The 18,552-nt window shown below is 67.5% G+C and carries 16 protein-coding genes; 9 read left to right on the top strand and 7 right to left on the bottom strand.

Annotated features, from left to right (window positions below; genetic code table 11):
• Positions 1-12: 12 nt before the first annotated feature.
• A complete protein-coding gene (locus ON39_RS51120) occupies positions 13-534 on the top strand; it encodes a DUF4190 domain-containing protein (RefSeq protein WP_040729632.1) in 522 nt (173 codons plus the stop codon).
• A gap of 76 nt (positions 535-610) precedes the next feature.
• Here the strand turns inward: ON39_RS51120 and ON39_RS01080 are convergent, their stop codons facing one another.
• The 3 genes from ON39_RS01080 to ON39_RS01090 form a co-directional block, all read right to left on the bottom strand.
• Positions 611-1,318 (bottom strand): RDD family protein, encoded by a 708-nt coding sequence (locus ON39_RS01080; RefSeq protein WP_040729635.1) that lies wholly within the window; start codon positions 1,316-1,318, stop codon positions 611-613.
• Between the two features lie 44 nt (positions 1,319-1,362).
• Complete coding sequence (gene gluQRS, locus ON39_RS01085; protein ID WP_040729638.1) at positions 1,363-2,280, bottom strand: tRNA glutamyl-Q(34) synthetase GluQRS; 918 nt, start codon at positions 2,278-2,280, stop codon at positions 1,363-1,365.
• Positions 2,281-2,372: 92 nt separating this feature from the next.
• Positions 2,373-2,858, bottom strand: a complete 486-nt coding sequence (locus ON39_RS01090) for a DUF309 domain-containing protein (RefSeq protein WP_040729743.1) — start codon at positions 2,856-2,858, stop codon at positions 2,373-2,375.
• Between the two features lie 409 nt (positions 2,859-3,267).
• Here ON39_RS01090 and ON39_RS46870 point away from each other — a divergent pair, with 409 nt between their 5' ends.
• From ON39_RS46870 to ON39_RS01100, 3 genes are all read left to right on the top strand, one after another.
• Positions 3,268-3,477: a DUF397 domain-containing protein gene (locus tag ON39_RS46870; protein ID WP_083894188.1), complete on the top strand. Its 210-nt coding sequence runs from the start codon at positions 3,268-3,270 to the stop codon at positions 3,475-3,477.
• Positions 3,478-3,683: 206 nt separating this feature from the next.
• Positions 3,684-3,947 (top strand): hypothetical protein, encoded by a 264-nt coding sequence (locus ON39_RS01095; RefSeq protein ID WP_146251176.1) that lies wholly within the window; start codon positions 3,684-3,686, stop codon positions 3,945-3,947.
• 17 nt (positions 3,948-3,964) lie between these two features.
• Positions 3,965-5,329, top strand: coding sequence for a tetratricopeptide repeat protein (locus ON39_RS01100; RefSeq protein ID WP_040729643.1), 1,365 nt, complete (start codon positions 3,965-3,967; stop codon positions 5,327-5,329).
• Here ON39_RS01100 and qcrB read toward each other — a convergent pair.
• Complete coding sequence (qcrB, locus tag ON39_RS01105; RefSeq protein WP_040729646.1) at positions 5,326-6,990, bottom strand: cytochrome bc1 complex cytochrome b subunit; 1,665 nt, start codon at positions 6,988-6,990, stop codon at positions 5,326-5,328. The two genes, ON39_RS01100 and qcrB, sit on opposite strands and share 4 nt — an antisense overlap.
• A gap of 201 nt (positions 6,991-7,191) precedes the next feature.
• Here qcrB and ON39_RS01110 point away from each other — a divergent pair, with 201 nt between their 5' ends.
• On the top strand, positions 7,192-8,607 hold the full coding sequence (locus tag ON39_RS01110) for a wax ester/triacylglycerol synthase domain-containing protein (RefSeq protein ID WP_040729649.1): 1,416 nt from the start codon (positions 7,192-7,194) through the stop codon (positions 8,605-8,607).
• A gap of 22 nt (positions 8,608-8,629) precedes the next feature.
• On the opposite strand, the gene ON39_RS01115 is transcribed toward ON39_RS01110, so the two are convergent.
• From ON39_RS01115 to ON39_RS01125, 3 genes are all read right to left on the bottom strand, one after another.
• The gene (locus tag ON39_RS01115; protein WP_040729652.1) at positions 8,630-9,265 is read right to left on the bottom strand and encodes a class I SAM-dependent methyltransferase; all 636 of its coding nucleotides are present in this window, start codon (positions 9,263-9,265) and stop codon (positions 8,630-8,632) included.
• Between the two features lie 72 nt (positions 9,266-9,337).
• Complete coding sequence (locus ON39_RS48080; RefSeq protein WP_246002967.1) at positions 9,338-9,949, bottom strand: pyruvoyl-dependent arginine decarboxylase; 612 nt, start codon at positions 9,947-9,949, stop codon at positions 9,338-9,340.
• A gap of 209 nt (positions 9,950-10,158) precedes the next feature.
• On the bottom strand, positions 10,159-10,641 hold the full coding sequence (locus ON39_RS01125; protein ID WP_040729655.1) for a GNAT family N-acetyltransferase: 483 nt from the start codon (positions 10,639-10,641) through the stop codon (positions 10,159-10,161).
• A gap of 120 nt (positions 10,642-10,761) precedes the next feature.
• On the opposite strand from ON39_RS01125, the gene ON39_RS51250 reads away from it, so the two are divergent.
• From ON39_RS51250 to ON39_RS51255, 4 genes are all read left to right on the top strand, one after another.
• The gene (locus tag ON39_RS51250; protein WP_146251180.1) at positions 10,762-13,134 is read left to right on the top strand and encodes a bifunctional serine/threonine-protein kinase/ABC transporter substrate-binding protein; all 2,373 of its coding nucleotides are present in this window, start codon (positions 10,762-10,764) and stop codon (positions 13,132-13,134) included.
• A gap of 501 nt (positions 13,135-13,635) precedes the next feature.
• Positions 13,636-14,904 (top strand): cytochrome P450, encoded by a 1,269-nt coding sequence (locus ON39_RS01140; protein WP_040729658.1) that lies wholly within the window; start codon positions 13,636-13,638, stop codon positions 14,902-14,904.
• 10 nt (positions 14,905-14,914) lie between these two features.
• On the top strand, positions 14,915-16,135 hold the full coding sequence (locus ON39_RS01145; protein ID WP_040729661.1) for a cytochrome P450 family protein: 1,221 nt from the start codon (positions 14,915-14,917) through the stop codon (positions 16,133-16,135).
• Positions 16,136-16,356: 221 nt separating this feature from the next.
• Positions 16,357-18,537, top strand: coding sequence for a bifunctional serine/threonine-protein kinase/ABC transporter substrate-binding protein (locus tag ON39_RS51255; protein WP_157195394.1), 2,181 nt, complete (start codon positions 16,357-16,359; stop codon positions 18,535-18,537).
• The last annotated feature ends 15 nt before the right edge of the window (positions 18,538-18,552 follow it).

Here is an 18,552-nt window from a genome sequence, read left to right on the forward strand (position 1 = left end):
TACCCTGTAGCAATGACGAATCCCGGCGATTCCGACGAATGGTGGAAACAGTACGGCGGCCAAGGCGTTTCGCCGGAATCCGGTGCGCAGAGCTCGGTTCCGCAATATCCGAACGCTGAACAGCCATCGGGGTACCCGTCGGCGCCGCAGTACCCGCAGCAGCCCGCCCAGCCGATGACGCCCCCGCCGCAGCAGCAGTTCCCCGGCTATCAGCAGCCGTACGCCCAGCAGCCGCAGCAACAGTACGGTCAGCCGAGCTACGGTTACCCGCCCGCCTACCAGCCGTACGGCATGCCGCAGCAGGGCGCCAACGGCATGGCCATCGGCGCGCTCATCGCCTCGCTGGCCGGATTCGTCACCTGCGGCCTCGGCTCCATCGTCGGCATCATCCTCGGCGTCATCGGCCTGAACCAGATCAAGCAGACCGGCCAGGACGGCAAAGGCATGGCGCTGGCCGGCATCTGGATCGGCGTCGGCGCCATCGTCCTAGCCGTCCTCTGGTTCGTCGTAGTCCTGATCGCCGGCACCACCTAGCGTTCTATCCACGAAAACGTCAGGGGCGCACCCGTTCTCGGGTGCGCCCCTGCGCGTTTCGATCAGCCGTGCGCGATCAGGACTTGACGACCTGGGTGCCGCCGGCGAACTTGTCGTGCCAACCCTGCTTGTTCGGGTCCTGCGAGATGGTGACCATGATGTAGATGGCCAAGCCGAGCGAGACCAGGCTGCCGATGCACGGAATGATGCTGGCCGCGATGAACGCGTTGCGCTTCAGCGAGGTCACCGGGTCGATCTTGGCCGCGCCGCCGGGGGCGAGCACCTTCAGGCCGAGCACCTTCTTGCCGATGGTGGTGCCCTGCGAGGTCTCCATGCCGACGAAGTAGCCGAGCTGCACCAGGGTCCAGATCAGACCGAGGCCGATGGTCAGCCCCACGCTGTTCTTCACCACGAGGTAGATGATCAGGTAGGGGATGTAGAGGACGAGTGCGTCGATGACGCGCGCGCCGATGCGGGTGCCGAGGTCGCCCGGCTGGCCGCCGTAGTTGTTGAAACCGGGCTGCTGCGGGTACTGGCCGTAGGAATCCTGCGGCTGGCCGTACTGCGGCTGCTGACCGTACTGGGGCTGCTGGCCGTACTGCGGCGGCTGCTGACCGTACTGCGGCTGCTGGCCGTACTGCTGGCCGCCCTGCGGGTACTGCTGGCCGCCTTGCGGGTACTGCTGGCCGCCCTGTGGGAACTGCTGGCCGCCTTGCGGGTACGGCTGCCCATACGGCTGCCCGCCCTGCGGATATTGGTTGGGGTCGTACCCACCGCTTGTCATAGTTTGTCCTCGTCGAGTGATCAGTAGTTGGACGAATGCGTACGTTACGGACATCGACTGCGTTGCAACAACCCATTCCCGTCGAGTATCCACGGTTCACGCGGCAGCCGCGCCGGGTCGAAACGGTCGAGCAGCTCCGCCGCCGAGGTCGCCGGGTTGCCGAGCGAGTGGGCGAGCGCGGTCACCACCTGCTCGGGTGTCGCGCCGAGCGCGCGCTGGTCGGCCAGCGTCACCGCGCCGTCCCGCTTGGCGAGTCGTTGCCCCTGCGCGTTCAGCACCAGGGGAACGTGCGCGTAGTGCGGCACCGAAAGTCCGAGCAGCGACGCGAGATAGGCCTGCCGCGGGGTGGACGGTAGCAGGTCGTCGCCGCGCACCACCTGATCGATGCCCTGCGCCGCGTCGTCGACCACTACCGCCAGGTTGTAGGCCGGGATGCCGTCGCCGCGCCGCAGCACCACGTCGTCCACGGGGCCGCGGTAGCGGCCGTGCAGTTCGTCGACGATCTCGAATTCGGTTGCCGCGGACCGCAAGCGCAGCGCGGCCGGGCGGCCCTGCTCGCGAAACCTGGTGCGGGCCTCTTCGGTCAGCGTGCGACAGGTTCCCGGGTAGGCGCCCATCGGCCCGTGCGGCGCCGTCGCCGCCTGCTGGATTTCCCTTCGCGTACAGAAGCATTCGTAGGTGAGGCCGGCGGCGGTGAGCCGATCGATCGCCGCCTGGTAGATCGGCAGCCGCTCGGACTGCCGGACCACCGGCTCGTCCCAGTCCAGCCCGATCGCGGCGAGGTCGTCCAGCTGCCGCTGTTCGGCGCCGGGCCGCACGCGGTCCAGGTCCTCGACCCGGATCAGGAAGCGTCTTCCGGTCGAGCGCGCGAACGCCCAGGCGAGCAGGGCCGTGCGCAGATTGCCGACGTGCAGATCGCCCGACGGGCTCGGCGCGTATCGGCCCGCCCCCGGTTCAGGCACGGACCCGGCTGGTGCGGGTTGACGTGGACACGGTGCCCATCGTAGATATGGGGCGCGCGGGTGTGGATAGCAGCCGCGCAGGTGTAGAGGTGTCAGCCGCGGAGACGCGGTGTCAGCTTCTCCGGCGAGATCGGCGCCTCCGCGTCCAGGGCATCGAGCAGCCCCTGGGCGTACGCGATCAGCCCGGCGCGGTCTATGCCGTAGGGCGCGTCCGCGCCGTCCTCCGGCCGATACTCCGTCAGCCGGGTGATCGCGCGGGCGAGCAGTGTGCGCGCGCCCTTCTGATTACCGCGCTGGATGTGGGTGATGCCGACAGCGAGCTGCGCCAGCGCCTGCCACAGCATCCGTTCGGCGAACGGCCCGTTCTTCCACGCCGCCTCCAATACCTCGTGCGCGTTGAATGCCAGTCCGTCGTCCAGCAGTTGCTGAGCGAAGGTGAGTGTTTGCTGTGGCGGCAGATCCAGATCATCGGGAATTCGGGCAACTCCGGCACTGCCGGGCGGCAACGGACGGCCCAATCTGTCACGCGGACGAGAGTTAAGGGCGCGACCTGCGTCGTCGCGATCGCGTTCAACCATGGCTTCCATCATGCCCGCCCGCGGCGGTGGCGTCGATGAGCCACTGTCCGCAGAAAGAAACATCCCCGGATCACGGAGAATAATTTGAACCAAAATGTTTGCGGCAGCTCGATCAGCGGAATGTTCTCCCCTCACCGGCAATGTTCCCGCAACATTTCAACTTCGCAAACTTGGCAGTTGCGATGATTCAATAAGCAAGAGCCGGGCAAACTTTCGATGGACCTGCTAGGGTCGATCACGCGGGGGCAGCCCTCGAATAGTGTTTGCACCTTACGATGCAGGGTGATGATGTCGCACCGCGAAACCGCACGCCGAGACAGTGCTTGCGGAGCCCCTGTTTAGTGCCCGGTGCGAGCGTAACCATGTCAGGTAAATTCTCGTTCTCGACGCAGGCAAAGGAGCTAGTGCCGTGAAAGTTGATCTGACGGGCGCGGTTTGGCGCAAGAGTAGCTTTAGTGGGCCTGACGGTGCCTGTGTGGAAGTCGCGTTCCTCGAGGGAGGCAATGTGGCCGTCCGGGACACGAAGGCGCAAACACGTGGCCCGGTACTCGCTTTCACTCCACGCGAGTGGGATGCGTTCCTCGAAGGAGTTTCGGCCGGAAACTTCAAGCACCTCTGACTATCGAACCGCGTATACCTCGGGTCGGCTGCGACTCGGGGTAGCCGCGGTGGATCCCGATTCGGGTCGATCCACCAGCCGGCTTTGCGTCAACCCGGTATCTTCGCAATATGGGTGGGAGACTTGCGCTCGTCGTGGGATCCGAGTGTAAAGCGCTCGGCGAGTTGGGATTCCCCCTCCAGTTGGCCACCGACCTACATTCGCGCTTGACTACGTTGGGAGGCTGGGACTCCGCTCGCACGGTCGAGGGGCCCCTGCTGAATCCGACGACACGTGAGTTGACCGCGGAAATCAAAGCCGCATTCGCTCTTGCCGCCCGGAGCCAGGCCGCGCTGCTGATCAGCTTCGTCGGTCATGGCGTGGCGACCGGCCGGGACAACTTCTTCCTTCTGGCGCACGACTCGCCACAGCACCCCGAGTCGGATACCGCGCTGCACATCATCCAGGTGCTCAGCGAACAGCTCGGGTAGAGGGCTTTGCCTCGCTCGTGACGACCATCGCTGACGCAGGCGAAGACGATTCGACTGCCGATCTGTTCGATCTGCTGGTACTGAAACCACTCGCCCGGCTCGAATCAGTCTGGGAGCCTGTCAATCTCGTGATCGATGGCATCGATCAGGCTGAGCCCGGTGTCCGGCACCTGATCGTGGATGCGATCGCCGACCTTGTGGGTCGCTCCGAGCTGGCCCACGTCCGAGTGATCGTCGGGATCCGTTCGGGCTCCGTCCTCGAGGAGCTACCCGGTTTGGCGGGGATGCGTCGTATCGAGTTGTTCCCACCGGCACCCGGAGAGATCGCGAGGGCAGTCGCGCGGCACGGGCTAGCCGGCGATTCAGCTTGGGAGCAACGTCTCGTTGAGTTGCTTCAACAGACGGAGGCAGGAGGTTGGCTGCTCGCCCGGTTGCTGACCGAGATCGGTGACGATCTTCCCGGTGATGTTGCCGTGGACAGTCGTCTGGACGCACTGGTCAAGCAGCGCATCCGCTGCGCACTCGACGCAACCGCTCCCGCGCAGGCCAGCTCGATAGCCGCAGTGCTAGCCGTCTTGGCAGCGGCAGGATCGGGTCCGATAATGCCCGTGAAGTTGTTGCGTGATGCTGTCGCCGTACTCGGGCACCAACTATCCCTCCGGGGAGTTCGTGACATCGTGGTAGCGCTCGGGGTACTGATCAGCCGGGGCAACTCAGGGACGCGGCTGGAGATGCTGGGCTTGGCGCACCAAGACTTTCTGGCCTCGACACGGGATGAGGCTGCCAGAATTGGAGTGAGTTCCATTGAGGCGCACCAAAACATCTCCTGCGCGGTCCAGGCGAAAGCCGGTGACCGCGCCGCCGAATACGCGCGTACGACGGGTGTGCGTCATCATCTGGCCTGCGGCGACTCCGCCGCCGCCGTGCAATTGCTTGCGAATTCCGAGACCGTGCGGGCTGCGGACAATCGAGACTTGTGGGCCGCTTGGCTTCCGCTCTTCGTGGAGACCCTGGGCACGGCCCATCCCGACTGCCGCGTAGCGCGGTTCCACCTCGCCCATTGGCTGGGCGAGACCGGTGACCTGAATGCCGCGGTGATTGGTTTCGAGTGCCTGCTCGCCGATACTGCCGAGGCTGTCGGACCTGACGACGTGGAAGTCTTCCTGATCCGCGGCTGCTTGGCGCATTGGCGCGGTATGAGCGGCGAGCCACAGGAAGCGGTAGCAGAATTCGAGTTCCTTCTCGCCGATTGTGTACGGGTGTTGGGGTCCGATCATCCGGATACGCTCGATATCCGTGACGATCTGGCGGATTGGCGAGGCCAGAGCGGGGATGCCGTCGCAGCGGTAGGCGAGTACGAACAGTTGCCGGGGACGCCTTAAACCGGCTTACCCGTCGACCCGTTTCCGTTGGGAACGTTTCCGTCTCGGCTACCGCGTTCCTGGTAATTTCGGAGCACCGCGAGTTGGCGGCGTTCTTCGGCGTGGTCGGTTTCGAGGTTGCGTTCGGACTCCTGCCAGGGGTCGGCGCGGAAGAAGCCGCCGGTGCCGGGTTTGCCCGCGGCGCCTAGTTTGCTCATTTTCTTCGGGACCGGGGCGCCCTGGTACTCCAGCGGGATCGGGTGGCCGTGGTCGTCGACGGGGCCGAGGGGCTGGTGGATCTCGATGTACTCACCGTGCGGGAGGCGCCTGACCACGCCCGTCTCGACGCCGTGCCCGAGCACTTCGCGATCCCCGCGCTGCAGGCCGAGGCAGATTCGGTAGGCGAGGAAGTAGGCGAGGGGCGGGATGAGCAGGATGCCGATGCGGCCGGTCCAGGTGGTCGCGTTCAGCGAGACGTTGAACTTGTAGGCGACGATGTCGTTCACGCACGAGAGGGTGAGCACCACGTAGAACGCGATGGACATCGCGCCGATGGCGGTGCGCACGGGCACGTCCCTGGGGCGTTGCAGCAGATTGTGATTCACGAATTTGTCGCCGGTGAGCCGCTTCTCGATCCACGGATAGGCGATGAGCACCGTGAACACCAGACCCATGATCAGCGCGCCCCACACCGGGGCCGGCACGGTGTAGCGGCCCAGATACAGCTCCCACGGCGGGATCAGGCGCATCATGCCGTCGGTCCACATCATGTAGAAGTCCGGCTGCGAACCCGCGGAGATCTGCGAGGGGTTGTACGGGCCCATGTTCCAGATCGGGTTGATCTGCAAAAGGCCGCCCATGATGGCGACGATGCCGAGGGTGAACGCGAAGAACGCGCCCTGATCCAGCGAGAACACCGGGACGATGCGGGCGCCGACCACGTTGTTCTCGGTGCGGCCCGGGCCGGGGAACTGGGTGTGCTTCTGGTACCAGACCAGGGCGATGTGCGCCGCGATCAATGCCAGCATGATGCCGGGGAACAGCAGCACGTGCGCGATGAACAGGCGCGGAATGATGATGTTGCCCGGATAGTCGCCGCCGAACATCAGCCAGTGCAGCCAGGTTCCGACGACCGGCAGCCCGAGCGTGATGGACGAGAACGCCGCCCGCAGTCCGGTGCCGGAGAGCAGGTCGTCGGGCAGCGAGTAGCCGAAGTAGCCCTCGAACATCGCCAGGATCAGCAGCAGCGCGCCGATCACCCAGTTCGCCTCACGCGGTTTGCGGAACGCGCCGGTGAAGAACACCCGGAACAGGTGCACGATGATCGACGCCGCGAAAAGCAAAGCGGCCCAGTGGTGTACCTGCCGCACGAACAGTCCGCCGCGCACCTCGAACGAGATGTTCAGCGCCGTCTCGTACGCCCGCGACATGGTGACGCCGCGTAACGGCTGGTAGGAGCCGTTGTAGACGACCTCGGTCATGGACGGATCGAAGTACAGCGTCAGGTAGACGCCCGAGAGCAGCAGAATGATGAAGCTGTACAACGCGATCTCGCCGAGCAGGAACGACCAGTGCGTCGGAAACACCTTGTTGATCGACCGCTTGAGAAAATTCGCGGCCTGATATCGCTCGTCGGCGGAGCTCGCCTGCGCGCTGACCTTGCGACCGAGTTGGTTTGCCATGGTCGACACCCCGCCCCTGGGAGAGTGGTATGCGTTCTACTACAGACGGTAGCAGGTGATTCTCGCGGAATCGAGAGCTTTTTCCGGATCTGTCTGCGAATCAAGATCATTCGGGAATGCTCGAGTGCGCTCACCGGCGTCGCGACCGCGCCGGTAACCGCCCGTCCAGCGAGGTTTCGATAGGGTCGGGCGGTGAGCTCGATGGCACCGCAGGACGCGACGATGTACTGGCTGTCGGCTCGTACGCGCAACGATCTGTTCCTGCTGTACTGCTTCACCGATACGGACTGTCCCACGGCGCAACTGCGCGATGTCGTCGCCGAGCGCAGCGCGCGGATCCCGGACCTGCGGGTCCGGGCGCGGGCAGTGCCGGGGAATCTCGACTATCCGTCGTGGGTGCGATGCGAGTTCCGCTCCGACCAGTTCATCGAGCATGTGCTGCCGGAGCCGGACTGGGCGCATCTGCAGGCCGCGCTCGGCGAGGTGGTCGACACCGGGGTGGACGCCGCGGTGCGGCCATGGCGGTTGCACGTCTTCCGCGGTGTCGTCGACGCGCCCGCGCAGCCGGACGCGAGCCCGGCGCTCGTCGCCGTTCTCCAGATGTCGCACGCCCTCGCCGATGGCCGGCGCGCCGCCGAGATCGCGCGTGCGTTGTTCGAGACGGAACCAGCGGTCGATGGCGCCGCGAATTCGAGCGCTCGCGGCGCACCAGCCACAAGTCGGTTCGCCACCGCGAAAAGAGTTGGGATTTCCTCGACGTCCGCGTTGCGCCGCTCCGTCCCGGCAAGTCTTGCGCTCTCACTTCCTCGAATGCCGATTCAGGTCGCCCGCACAGCATTCCGAGGCTACAAGGCCTTCCGTGCTCAGCAGGAACTGGCCGAGCTCACCGCGAAAGGCGAATTACCGCCGCCCGGCCCCGGTTTTCCGCCCAGCCTGATCAATCACGAGTGCGCCGAACCGAATTCAGCACACCTGATCCGAATGCTCGTGTGCCACGCCGATGCATTGCGCCTTCCCGGACGCACGGTGACCGTGGTCGTCCTGACCGCCGTTTCGATCGCGCTTCCGCGCTACCTCGAACAACGTGGCGAACCGGTGGAGCGGCTCGGCGCACAAGTGCCCATGGCACTGTCGGCGACCGCAATGCCCAACGCGCGCAACAACTACCGCAGCCTGAGCATCGATCTCTTCATCGACGAACCCGACCTGTGCACCCGAGCGGACAAGATCACCGCGGACATGACCGCTCGCCGAACCCGCGCCCTGCACCCCTTGCTCGCGGCCCAAGACCGCGTCACGTCCGTCGTCCCCGCCCCGCTGCTCCGCCGCGACATCGACCGGTACCCACTCGATACGGTCCCCGGGTCCATCGCCGGTCACACCGTCGTCTCCAGCGTCCACCGCGGCCCGGCGAACCTGTCCTTCGGCGGCGGCCTGGTCCGCTACACCGCCGGTTTCCCAGCGATCGGCTCGGTGATGCGACTGACTCACGGCGTGCACGGACTCGGCGACACCGTCACGATCTCGCTCCACGCCGACAGCGCGACGGTGCCGGACATCGACGCCTACGCCGCATTGCTGCGCGCCGCACTGGACGAGGTTCGAGGCCTGAAATGATTGTTCCGCAACGACATTCGATCTAACCGTCGGCAGGCTTGTGCCACACCAACGCATACCGCCAGTAGACGAGCCGCCGCACCCGTGCCCCTGGCAGTACCTCGGCCGCCTGCCGCCGCACTTGACGTGTCGTCAACGGCGGATCGAGAACCACCGGCATGACGTCGTGGGTCGGCGCTACGGCATACCAATCACCGCGCCCGAATTTCCGCAGCACGGCGAAGGCGAGCCCGAGCACCCGGTGACCGGCCGCCGCCAAGATCTCGACCGGCAGTTCGCGGGGGAGGTCCGCGCGCGGCAGCGCGACGACGGCCAGCACCCCGCCGGGCCGCAGCGCGTCGGCCAGCACCGGCAGCGCCCGGTCGAGCGGCATGTGGTGCAGCGTGCTGATCGACACGATCGCATCGTAGGAGTTCGCGGGCAGCGGTTGCTCGAGCACGTCCCCGAGGACACAGGTGACATTGCCGGGCGTCGCCTGCTTCGCGGCCTCGATCATCACCGGCGACCGATCGATGGCGTCGACCCGGTCGGCGCGGCGCGCCAACTCGACCGCGAATTCACCGGCCCCGCAGCCGACGTCGAGCACCCGTCCGCACGGGTCAGGCAGTCGGCGAAGAAGAAACCGATGGTAGAAGCTGTTGTGACTCCATTGCGGCATGGCCGCCAGGGTAGGCGGACCGACTCCCCGCGGCGCGCCGGAGTGCGCACGCCGCGTTCACCTTTCGCGTGCTCAATCCCAGGAGCTGGTTTGATAGGCGGCCATGACCAGCGCGGTGGCCGGGGCCGCGACGCACTGGGCTTCGGCGACACACAGCTGCACCGGGCCGAACGCCTCGTCCCGCGCGGCGGTCATGTCGCCCAGGCTGGCCCGGATCAACAGCTCGACCTGCGCGCCGGTCGGGGCATCGTGCTCGACGAACAAGCCGGCGCCGGAGCCGTCCTCGCGCTGCACCCACCCCAGGCCCGCGGCGACATGCTCGCCCGGGGTCTTGGCGGTTCTCGAGGAGTAGACGCAGTAGAGGCGGTCACCCCAGGCGAGCTGCCGGCGAATCCGGTCCGTCCGCGCCACCTCGGCGCCGGACGGAATCGACGAGGACAGGTGAATCAGGTTCATATTGGCCACGCCGACCGCCCGCAGCGCGGCGTCGAAGGATGCCAGTGCCGTCGGCCCGACCCCGTGGCCGCCGGCCACATCGATCCGCAGGCCGACCGTGGAATCCGAAGGGGCAGCGCCTGCCGAGCCCGTGCCGAATCGGCTCGAGACCCCCACCGCGACCGACCCGACGGCCAACGCGGTCAACAACGATCGCCGGGCGAGCGCCGGCGAACCGTATTCGTGCACTGTCTCTCCCCATCCGTCGATGACCGCCCCTGCACAACCGGGCGCAGAAGTGTGGCCGCGGGCCTGCGTATCGCGAGAGCGGCCCGCGCTGGTATGAGAACCAGTCGGCACAGTAGACCGAGCCCCGCCGGACTCATAGCATCCGCGCATACGACGGCGATTCGGTGCGGCCCGGCTATTCCGCTCTGCCGCAGGGCTTCCGAGTGTCGCTACTCGAGCGCCACCGTCGCCGTGACCGTGTCACCGTCGACCGTCGAGTTCGCCGCCCCGAGCAGCCTGCGCGCCGCCGTGTTGCCGACCGTGGTCACCGCGACGATCCGCCGCGCGCCGATCTCCGCCGCGATCGCACGCAGCCGCTCGGCGACGACGCCGCCCACGCCGCGCCCACGATCGGAGCGGCCGATCCACACCCCCGCCTCGAGGCCGGCCTCGCCCGGCTGCAACCGCGCGGCGCCCACGACCCGGCCGCCGACCGTGATCACATAGGTGTACTCGACCGGCTGATCCGCCAGTGCTCGCCCGCGATGGAATTCGAGAAATGCCCGGCGGCGCTCAGCATTCCAGCCGGGCGCACCGGCTATCGGAGGCATCACCTCCAGCGGGTGCGCCTCGGCGACCGCCGCGTCGAGCAGCAGCGCGAGGTTGCCCTCCGTGAGGGGTTCCAGACCGACCGTATCGGTATTCCGGTGCACGGCTCGAGCTTCCCGGAATAGTGTGCCCTGGTCAACGGAGTTTTCGAGGCAGCACAACGAGCTTCGGCCAGCGGACTCAGGGGCATCGGGACGGTAATCGCGCAGGTTACGATGGCGCGAGTGCACGACCGGGTCAGCTGTGACGACGTGCCTGCGGGGGAGCGAGCCGATTCAGCCGGTCTCGACGCCGGAGAGGACGGAATGCTGCGCGCTGGTGAGGTTTTCGCCGGGTTCGTGATCGAACGCCAGCTGGGTAGCGGTGGCATGGGGTCGGTGTATCTCGCGCGCCACCCGCGGCTGCCGCGGCGGATCGCGTTGAAGCTGCTCAGTCCGGACCTGCACGCCAACGACGAGATGCGCGCGCGGTTCGAGCGGGAGGCGGAACTGGTCGCGCGGCTGGACCATCCGAATATCGTCGCGGTGTACGACCGCGGCGTCGACGAGGGCGTCCGCTGGATCTCGATGCAGTACGTCGACGGTATCGACGCCGGGGCGCTCGATCTCGCCACGCTGGAGCGGGCACGTGCGGTGGAGATCGTCGCCGAGACGGCGAAGGCGCTCGACTACGCGCACGCCGTCGGCGTCGTGCACCGCGACGTGAAACCCGCCAACATCCTGCTGGCCCGCGCGACGGCGGGCCAGGACGAGCGCGTTCTGCTGACGGACTTCGGCATCGCCCGCCTCCGCGACGATGCCCATCAGCTCACCCGCACCGGCACGTTCGCCGCGACGCTGGCCTACGCGTCGCCCGAACAGCTGTCCGCAAGCCCGGTCGATCACCGCGCCGACCAATATGCCTTGGCCTGCACCCTTTTCTGGCTCCTCACCGGCACGGCGCCGTTCACCGGGGACAACCCCGCCGCCATGATCGCCGGACACCTGCAACACCCACCGCCGCCGATCAGCGGCCGCCGCGCCGACCTGCCCTCCGCCCTCGACGACGTACTGGCGACAGCCCTCGCCAAGCGGCCCGGCGACCGCTTCGACTCCTGCTCGCGATTCGCCACCGCGGTCCGCGAAGCATTGACCGGCCCGCCAGGCGCAGCGGCAATCCGCCCCGCCGCACCCACCGTGCCGCAGACCTGGGTGCCACCGAGTGACGTTGCGGGAGCCGGGGTTCCACGCGAGCAGACGACCCGCACCACCGCGACGGACGGTCGGACGTTGTGGGAGGAGCCGGGCGGTCGCGCGTCCTGGACGGAACCGAACCAGGCGGAGTCAGGGAAGTCGCGGCCTGCCCAGCGGGGTCCGCGGAACATAGGGATTGCGGGTGCGGCGCTGCTTGTGGTGTCCGCCATCGTTATCGGCGTTGTCTGGGCGAACACGGATTCCTCGTCGGATAACACGGCGTCGCGCGGTGGGCAGGGCACTCCGCAGGCAATCGAATGGTCGGGCGCCCTGGCTCCCGGCACGGCCGGAGCACCGCGCGCCCTGGAGGCGTTGACGCAGATCGACCAGCAGGGCAAGGAAGTGGCGAAGCCCAGCGCGGCGATCACGCCGGCGGGCGATGGACATGCGACGTGCGCGCCGGTGGCCATCGCCACGACAGCGGGCACGCCGCACAGCGTTTACGGCGGGATGAAACTGGCGGTCGACCAGTTCAGCGAAGCGAACCCGGACTGCCACGTCAAGCTGCGCGTATTCGACCTCGGGGGTGCCGAACCGGCCGCCGACGTAGCCGCGCGGATCGTGCGCGATCCGTCGATCGCCGCGCTGATCGGCCCGGTGTTCTCCACCGAAATTCAGCGGGTGGGAGAGATTTTCGACGACGCGGGACTGCCGTTCCTCACCCCGTCGGCCACCGACCCCGCACTGTCCACCAACGGGTGGCACTCCTTCTTCCGCGGCCTGGCCGCCGACGACGCGCAGGGGACCGCCTTGGCGAAGTACCTGGTCAACACCGCGCATTTCCGCAAGATCTGCGTCATCCAGGACCGGTCCGGCTATGGGAGAAGCCTGTCCGGAAGCGCCGTCTCCAGCCTCGGCTCCGCCGCCGACCCGTCCTGCGCCGTCGAGATCGGCAGGGGTGAACGCGATTTCGCCTCGGTCACCGCGGCCATCGCCGCCGCCGCCCCGGACGCCGTCTTCTACTCCGGCTTCGCCGAAGAGGCCGCCGCGCTGCTGCCACAGCTGCGACGAGCGAGCGTCACCGCACCCTTCATCTCCGCCGAAAGCACCGTAACCCCGGATTTCCTTGCCCAGGCCGGTGATTCGGCCAGCGGCGCGATCGTGTCCTGCTCCTGTGCCCCGGTGGTGACACGGTTCGCCGCCGACTACCAGGCCCTGAACGGCCGGCCGCCCGGCCCGAGTTCCGTCGAAGCCTACGACCTGACCACCATCCTGCTGAAGGGCATAACCTCCGCCCACGCGAACCGCACCGCCCTCGCCGACTACCTGCGCGCCTATCAAGGCCCCGGCCTCGCCCGTGACTACCAGTGGTCCGCCACCGGCGACCTGGCAACGCCCCGAACCTGGCTCTACAAGGTCGACTGATCCTGCGCGGCTTGCCGCATGCCTAGGACCGCATCGTTCGAACAGCTTCCGGGCCTTCGAGACATCCGACGACGAGCTTTCGAGCGCCCACATCCATTCCATCGTGAGGTTTGCCTGACAGTCAGGGCAAGTAGCGGCCCATACCCGATTCCACTGCTGCTCGGAGGGTTTCGCACCGCGTCGCAGTCACCGCACCGACGACCATGCCGCATCGAGAGAGACTTTCTCGCAATGCTGCTACCGTGAGTGGGCCGTCAGGTTGTGGGCGGTTGCGGGGACTTGGCGGGCTGATTCGGCTTCTCTACACCGTAATCGCCTGGCCTGCACGGACTGTGAGGTGGACACGGTGAATCAGCGGTTGCCACACAGTATTCCGGTCCTCGGCGTGCACTCGTTAGCAGTGGTCATTTATGGTCGGTTGGCATCCGGTACACCTCCGACCTTTCCCCAGGCACGTGGCCGAGACACGTGCCCGCGCAACCACCGTCTGGAGTCACGTCTTTGACCACGTCACCGTTCACCACGTCCGATCCCGCCGTGGCCGGCGTCTGCCCCGTGCAGCACGGGTCGCCCATCGATACCGATGGCCCGCGGGTGCGCCTGCACACGCCGGAGTTCGCGGCCGATCCGCATCGCGCCTACGCCGACATGCGCCGCCGGTACGGCTCGCTGGCGCCGATCGAGCTGGCCCCGGACGTGCCCGCCACCTTGGTCGTCGGCTATCAGACCGCGCTGCGAATCCTCAACGACCCGGAGCATTTTCCGGCCGATCCGCGGACGTGGCAGCAGAGCATCCCCGACGACTCGCCCATCAAACCGATGATGGAGTGGTACCCGAACGCGCTGCGCAACAGCGGCGCCGCGCACGCGCGCTACCGTCAGGCCTACACCTACGCCATCGACGGAATCGACCTGCACGCCCTGCACGCCACCGTCGAGCGGATCGCCATCCCGCTGATCAACGGGTTCTGCCAGACCGGCTCGGCCGACCTGGTGACCCAGTACGCGTTCCCGCTCGTCTTCGAGGTGCTCAACCAGATGGTCGGCTGCTCGGCGGAGCTCGGCCAGCGGGTCGCGACGGGCATGGCCGCGCTCTTCGACACCGTGAACGCCGCGCAGGGCATGCAGATGCTGAGCGAGGCGCTGCTGGAGCTGATCGGCCTGCGGCGCGCGGAGCCGGGCGACGACGTAACCTCCCGGCTGGCACATCACCCCGCCGAACTCGACGACACCGAGATGCTGTGCCAGCTCATCAGTTTCTACGGCGCGGGCATCGAGCCGCAGCAGAACCTGATCATCAACACGCTGCTGCTCATGGTCACCGACGACCGCTTCGGCGGCGACGTGCTCGGCGGCAGCCTGTCCACCCGCGACGCCCTGGACGAGGTGCTGTTCAACGACCCGCCGATGGCGAACTTCTGCACCTCCTACCCGAGGCAGCCGATCCTGATCGACAACAACTGGCTGCCCGCGCACCAGCCCGTGCTGATCAGCCTCGCGGGCTGCAACAACGACCCCGAGATCCGCGGCGGTGACCGCACCGGCAACCGCTCGCACCTGGCGTGGGCGGCCGGGCCGCACGCCTGCCCGGCCAAGTCGGTCGCCTACCTGATCGTGCAGGACGCCATCGATCAGCTGCTCGACGCGCTGCCCGAGATGGAACTCGCGGTGCCCGTGGACGAATTGGACTGGCGGCCAGGGCCTTTCCACCGCGCGGTCGCGGCGCTGCCGGTCGTCTTCCCCAAGTCCCCTCCGTTGAACATGATGTAAGGAGCGTCCGATGGAGCATGAACCGATAGTTCTGGACACGACCGGAGCCGATATCCAGGGCGAGTCCGCGCGCATCCGCGCGCGGGGGCCCGTCGCGGTGGTGGAGTTACCCGGCGGCGTGCCCGCGTGGTCGGCGACCGACGCCGCCGTGCTCAAGAGCCTGCTCGCGGATCCGCGCGTGTCCAAAGACCCTCGGCAGCACTGGACCTCGTTCATCAACGGCGAGATCACCGAGGCGTGGCCTTTGCTGCCCTGGGTCGCGGTGGACAACATGTTCACCGCCTACGGCGCGGACCATCGGCGGCTGCGCAAACTGGTCTCGCCCGCGTTCACCCACCGCCGCACCGCGGCGCTGCGCCCGCGGATCGAGGAGATCACCGAGAACCTGCTGAACGCGCTGGCGGCCACCCTGCCGGGCGAATCGGTGGATCTGCGCGCGGGTTTCGCCTACCCGGTGCCGATCCAGGTGATCACCGAGATGATGGGCGTGCCGGAGCATCTCGGCGCGAGCCTGCACAAATGTGTCGACGGGTTCTTCGACACCTCGTTCACTCCCGAGCAGGCCCAGGCCAACTATCTCGAGATGTACCGGCTCATCAGCGAACTCGTCGCCTACCGGCGCGAGACCCCCGGCGACGACGTCACGAGCGTCCTGATCGCCACCCGCGACGAGGACGGCTCGCAACTGGTCGAGAAGGAGCTCGTCGACACCCTCATGCTGGTCATCAACGCGGGCCACGAGACCACGGTCAACCTGCTCGATCAGGCGATCGTCGCGCTGTTGACCCATCCGGAGCAGCGCGCGGACGTGGTCGAGGGGCGGGTGCCCTGGTCGGACGTGGTGGAGGAGACGCTGCGCTACGAGGCGCCGGTAGCGCACCTGCCGCTGCGCTACGCCGTCGACGACATCGACGTCGGCGACATCCGGATTCCCAAGGGGGACGCCATTCTCGCCTCCTACGCGGGCGCCGGACGCGACCCGAAGCTGCACGGCCCGACGGCCGACCAGTTCGACGTCCACCGCACCAACAAGGACCACCTGTCCTTCGGCCACGGCGCGCACCACTGCATCGGCGCCCCGCTGGCCCGCCTCGAGGCGACCATCGCGCTGCCCGCCCTCTTCGCCCGCTTCCCCGGCCTCCGGCTGGCGGTCGACCCGTCGGAGTTGCAGCCGGTAGGCAGTTTCGTCTCCAACGGCCACCGCCAGCTCCCGGTGTTCCTGGGGGAGTAGGGGATTCACGTGGGGTGTCGTCCGTCGGCACCCCACGCACTGGGTAGCGGCCGGGCAAGCGGTCCGCGCCACAGATTATTCAGTGCACCAACATATCCCGAAGCTAGGATGAGTTCGGCGGGCGAGATCGTTCCGAGGGGACGGCGGCTCGTCGGTGCTACCCGCGGTGAATTGGGTCGAGCGCTGGCCGGTTCGGCGGACTCTAGGTCTCAGGGGGCTCGATGCTGCGCGCTGGTGAGGTCTTCGCCGGATACGTGATCAAGCGTCAGCTGGGCCGTGGCGGCATGGGGGCGGTGTATCTGGCGCAGCACCCGCGCCTACCGCGGCTGACCGCGTTGAAGCTGCTCGATCCGGAACTGTACGCCGACAACGATATTCGTGCCCGGTTCGAGCGGGAGGCGGATCTGGTCGCCCGCCTGGACCACCCGAACATCGTGACGGTGTACGACCGCGGCATCGACGAGGGCCTGCTGTGGATCTCGATGCAGTACGTCGACGGGGTCGACACCGCCCACATCGACCAGCGGTCCCTCTCGCCGGAGCGAGCGGTGGAGATCATCGCCGAGACGGCGAAGGCGCTGGACTACGCGCACGCCTCGGGTGTACTGCACCGAGACGTGAAACCGGCGAACATCATGCTCGCCCGCGCGACCGCCGGGCAGGACGAGCGAGTCCTGCTGACCGACTTCGGCATCGCCCGGCTGCGCGACGACTCCCATCAGCTGACCGAGTCCGGCGCGCTCACGGCCACGCTGGCGTACGCGTCGCCGGAGCAGCTGTCGTTCGTCCCCGTCGACCACCGGTCCGATCAATACTCGTTGGCGTGCAGCCTGTTCTGGCTGCTGTCGGGCTCGTCGCCGTTCGCGGCGAGCAGCCCGGCCGCGATGATCGCGGGGCACCTGCAACACCCGCCGCCGCGACTGCACAGCCTCCGGGCGGCCGTGCCCCCGGGCGTCGACGACGTGCTGGCGAAGGCGCTGGCCAAACAGCCCGACGACCGATTCGCGACCTGTTCCGAGTTCGCGGCGGCGGCGAGACAGGCGCTGGCGCCGGCCAACTCGTTCGCGTTGCCCACTCAACGCGATCAGCCGACGGTGCCTCCCCGAGACGCCCAACCGCCACGTAAGGCCGGAGGAACCAGACGTCGCGTCGGCATCGCGGTATCTGCGATGGTTGTCGTCCTGGTCCTGGTGTTCGGAATCCTTTGGGCAACAAGAGATTCCACGTCGGACACCGGCGTGCCCCGGTCAGTGCCCGTTGCGCGGCAGCCGATCGATTGGAGCGGAGCCGTCGCCCCCGGGACCACCGGCGGTCCCGCACCGTTTCGTCCATTGATGCAGATCGACGCCGAAGGACGGGAGGTCGCGCGACCGAACGAGGCCGTCAGCCCGGCGGGTGACGGAAAGGCCACCTGCGCGCCGATCACCATCGCCTCGACCGCGCCGTTCACCGGAAAGGACCCGACCGGCTCGCGCGGCCTGCTCGGCGGGGTGAAACTGGCGGTCGATCAGTTCAACGCGGCGAACTCCGAATGTCAGGTCACCGTACGGGAATTCGACACCGGCGGATTCCCGCAGACATCGGCCGACGTCGCGCGACAGATCGTGAGCGACCCGTCGATAGTCGCGCTTGTCGGCCCGTCGTCCTCCGAGATCCAGCTCACGGGAGGCACTTTCAGCGATGCGGGACTGCCCGTGCTGTTTCCGGGGTACATTCCGGTCGAGGCCTCCCGTGGCTGGCGCGGCTTCTTCCGCGGCATGGCGACCACCGACGTGTACCGCCGTGCCCTGGGCAAATACCTCATCGACACAGCGCATTTCCGTAAGATCTGCGTGATCCGGGACGACTCGGGGTTCGGCAAGGGGATGGCCCACGACCTCGTCGCCACCCTGGGGCCGGCGGCCGACGCCGGCTGCCGCGCGGACGTCAAACAGGGGGACCGGGACTTCGGTGCCGCGGTGAGCAAGGTCGCCGCCGCCAAGCCGGACGCGGTGCTCTACTCCGGCTACGCCGCCGAAGCGGCCGCGCTCGTCCAGCAGCTCAAACAGGGCGGCGTCACGGCGGCTTTCGTCACCACCGAGGGTGCTCTCAGCACGGATTTCCCTGTCCAGGCGCGAGATTCGGCCCTCGGCGCGATTATCCCCTGCACCTGCGCGCCGGTCACCGGCAAGTTCTACTTCGACTTCCGGACATTGAACACGCAGGGCGCGGGCTGGAACGGCGTGGAGGCCTATGATCTGGCCACCATCGCCCTGAGCGGCATCGCGGCGGGCCACCGAACCCGCGCCGACCTGATCGACTATCTGCGCGGCTACGAAGGGACAGGTATGGGCCGGGTATACCGATGGTCGGCCACCGGCGAACTGATGACTCCCGGAATCTGGATCTACACGATCGGCTGAACCTCGGTAGTTCCT

The sequence above is a fragment of the Nocardia tenerifensis NBRC 101015 genome, from assembly GCF_000308715.1.
In the GTDB taxonomy this organism is placed as follows: Bacteria; Actinomycetota; Actinomycetes; order Mycobacteriales; family Mycobacteriaceae; genus Nocardia; species Nocardia tenerifensis.

Bases quoted from the DNA above. Each gene is read 5' to 3' on its own strand.
- ON39_RS51120 (WP_040729632.1), top strand. From the start codon at position 13: ATGACGAATCCCGGCGATTCCGACGAATGGTGGAAACAGTACGGCGGC.
- ON39_RS01080 (WP_040729635.1), bottom strand. From the start codon at position 1,318: ATGACAAGCGGTGGGTACGACCCCAACCAATATCCGCAGGGCGGGCAG.
- ON39_RS01090 (WP_040729743.1), bottom strand. From the start codon at position 2,858: ATGGTTGAACGCGATCGCGACGACGCAGGTCGCGCCCTTAACTCTCGT.
- qcrB (WP_040729646.1), bottom strand. From the start codon at position 6,990: ATGGCAAACCAACTCGGTCGCAAGGTCAGCGCGCAGGCGAGCTCCGCC.
- ON39_RS01110 (WP_040729649.1), top strand. From the start codon at position 7,192: ATGGCACCGCAGGACGCGACGATGTACTGGCTGTCGGCTCGTACGCGC.
- ON39_RS01115 (WP_040729652.1), bottom strand. From the start codon at position 9,265: ATGCCGCAATGGAGTCACAACAGCTTCTACCATCGGTTTCTTCTTCGC.
- ON39_RS01145 (WP_040729661.1), top strand. From the start codon at position 14,915: ATGGAGCATGAACCGATAGTTCTGGACACGACCGGAGCCGATATCCAG.
- ON39_RS51255 (WP_157195394.1), top strand. From the start codon at position 16,357: ATGCTGCGCGCTGGTGAGGTCTTCGCCGGATACGTGATCAAGCGTCAG.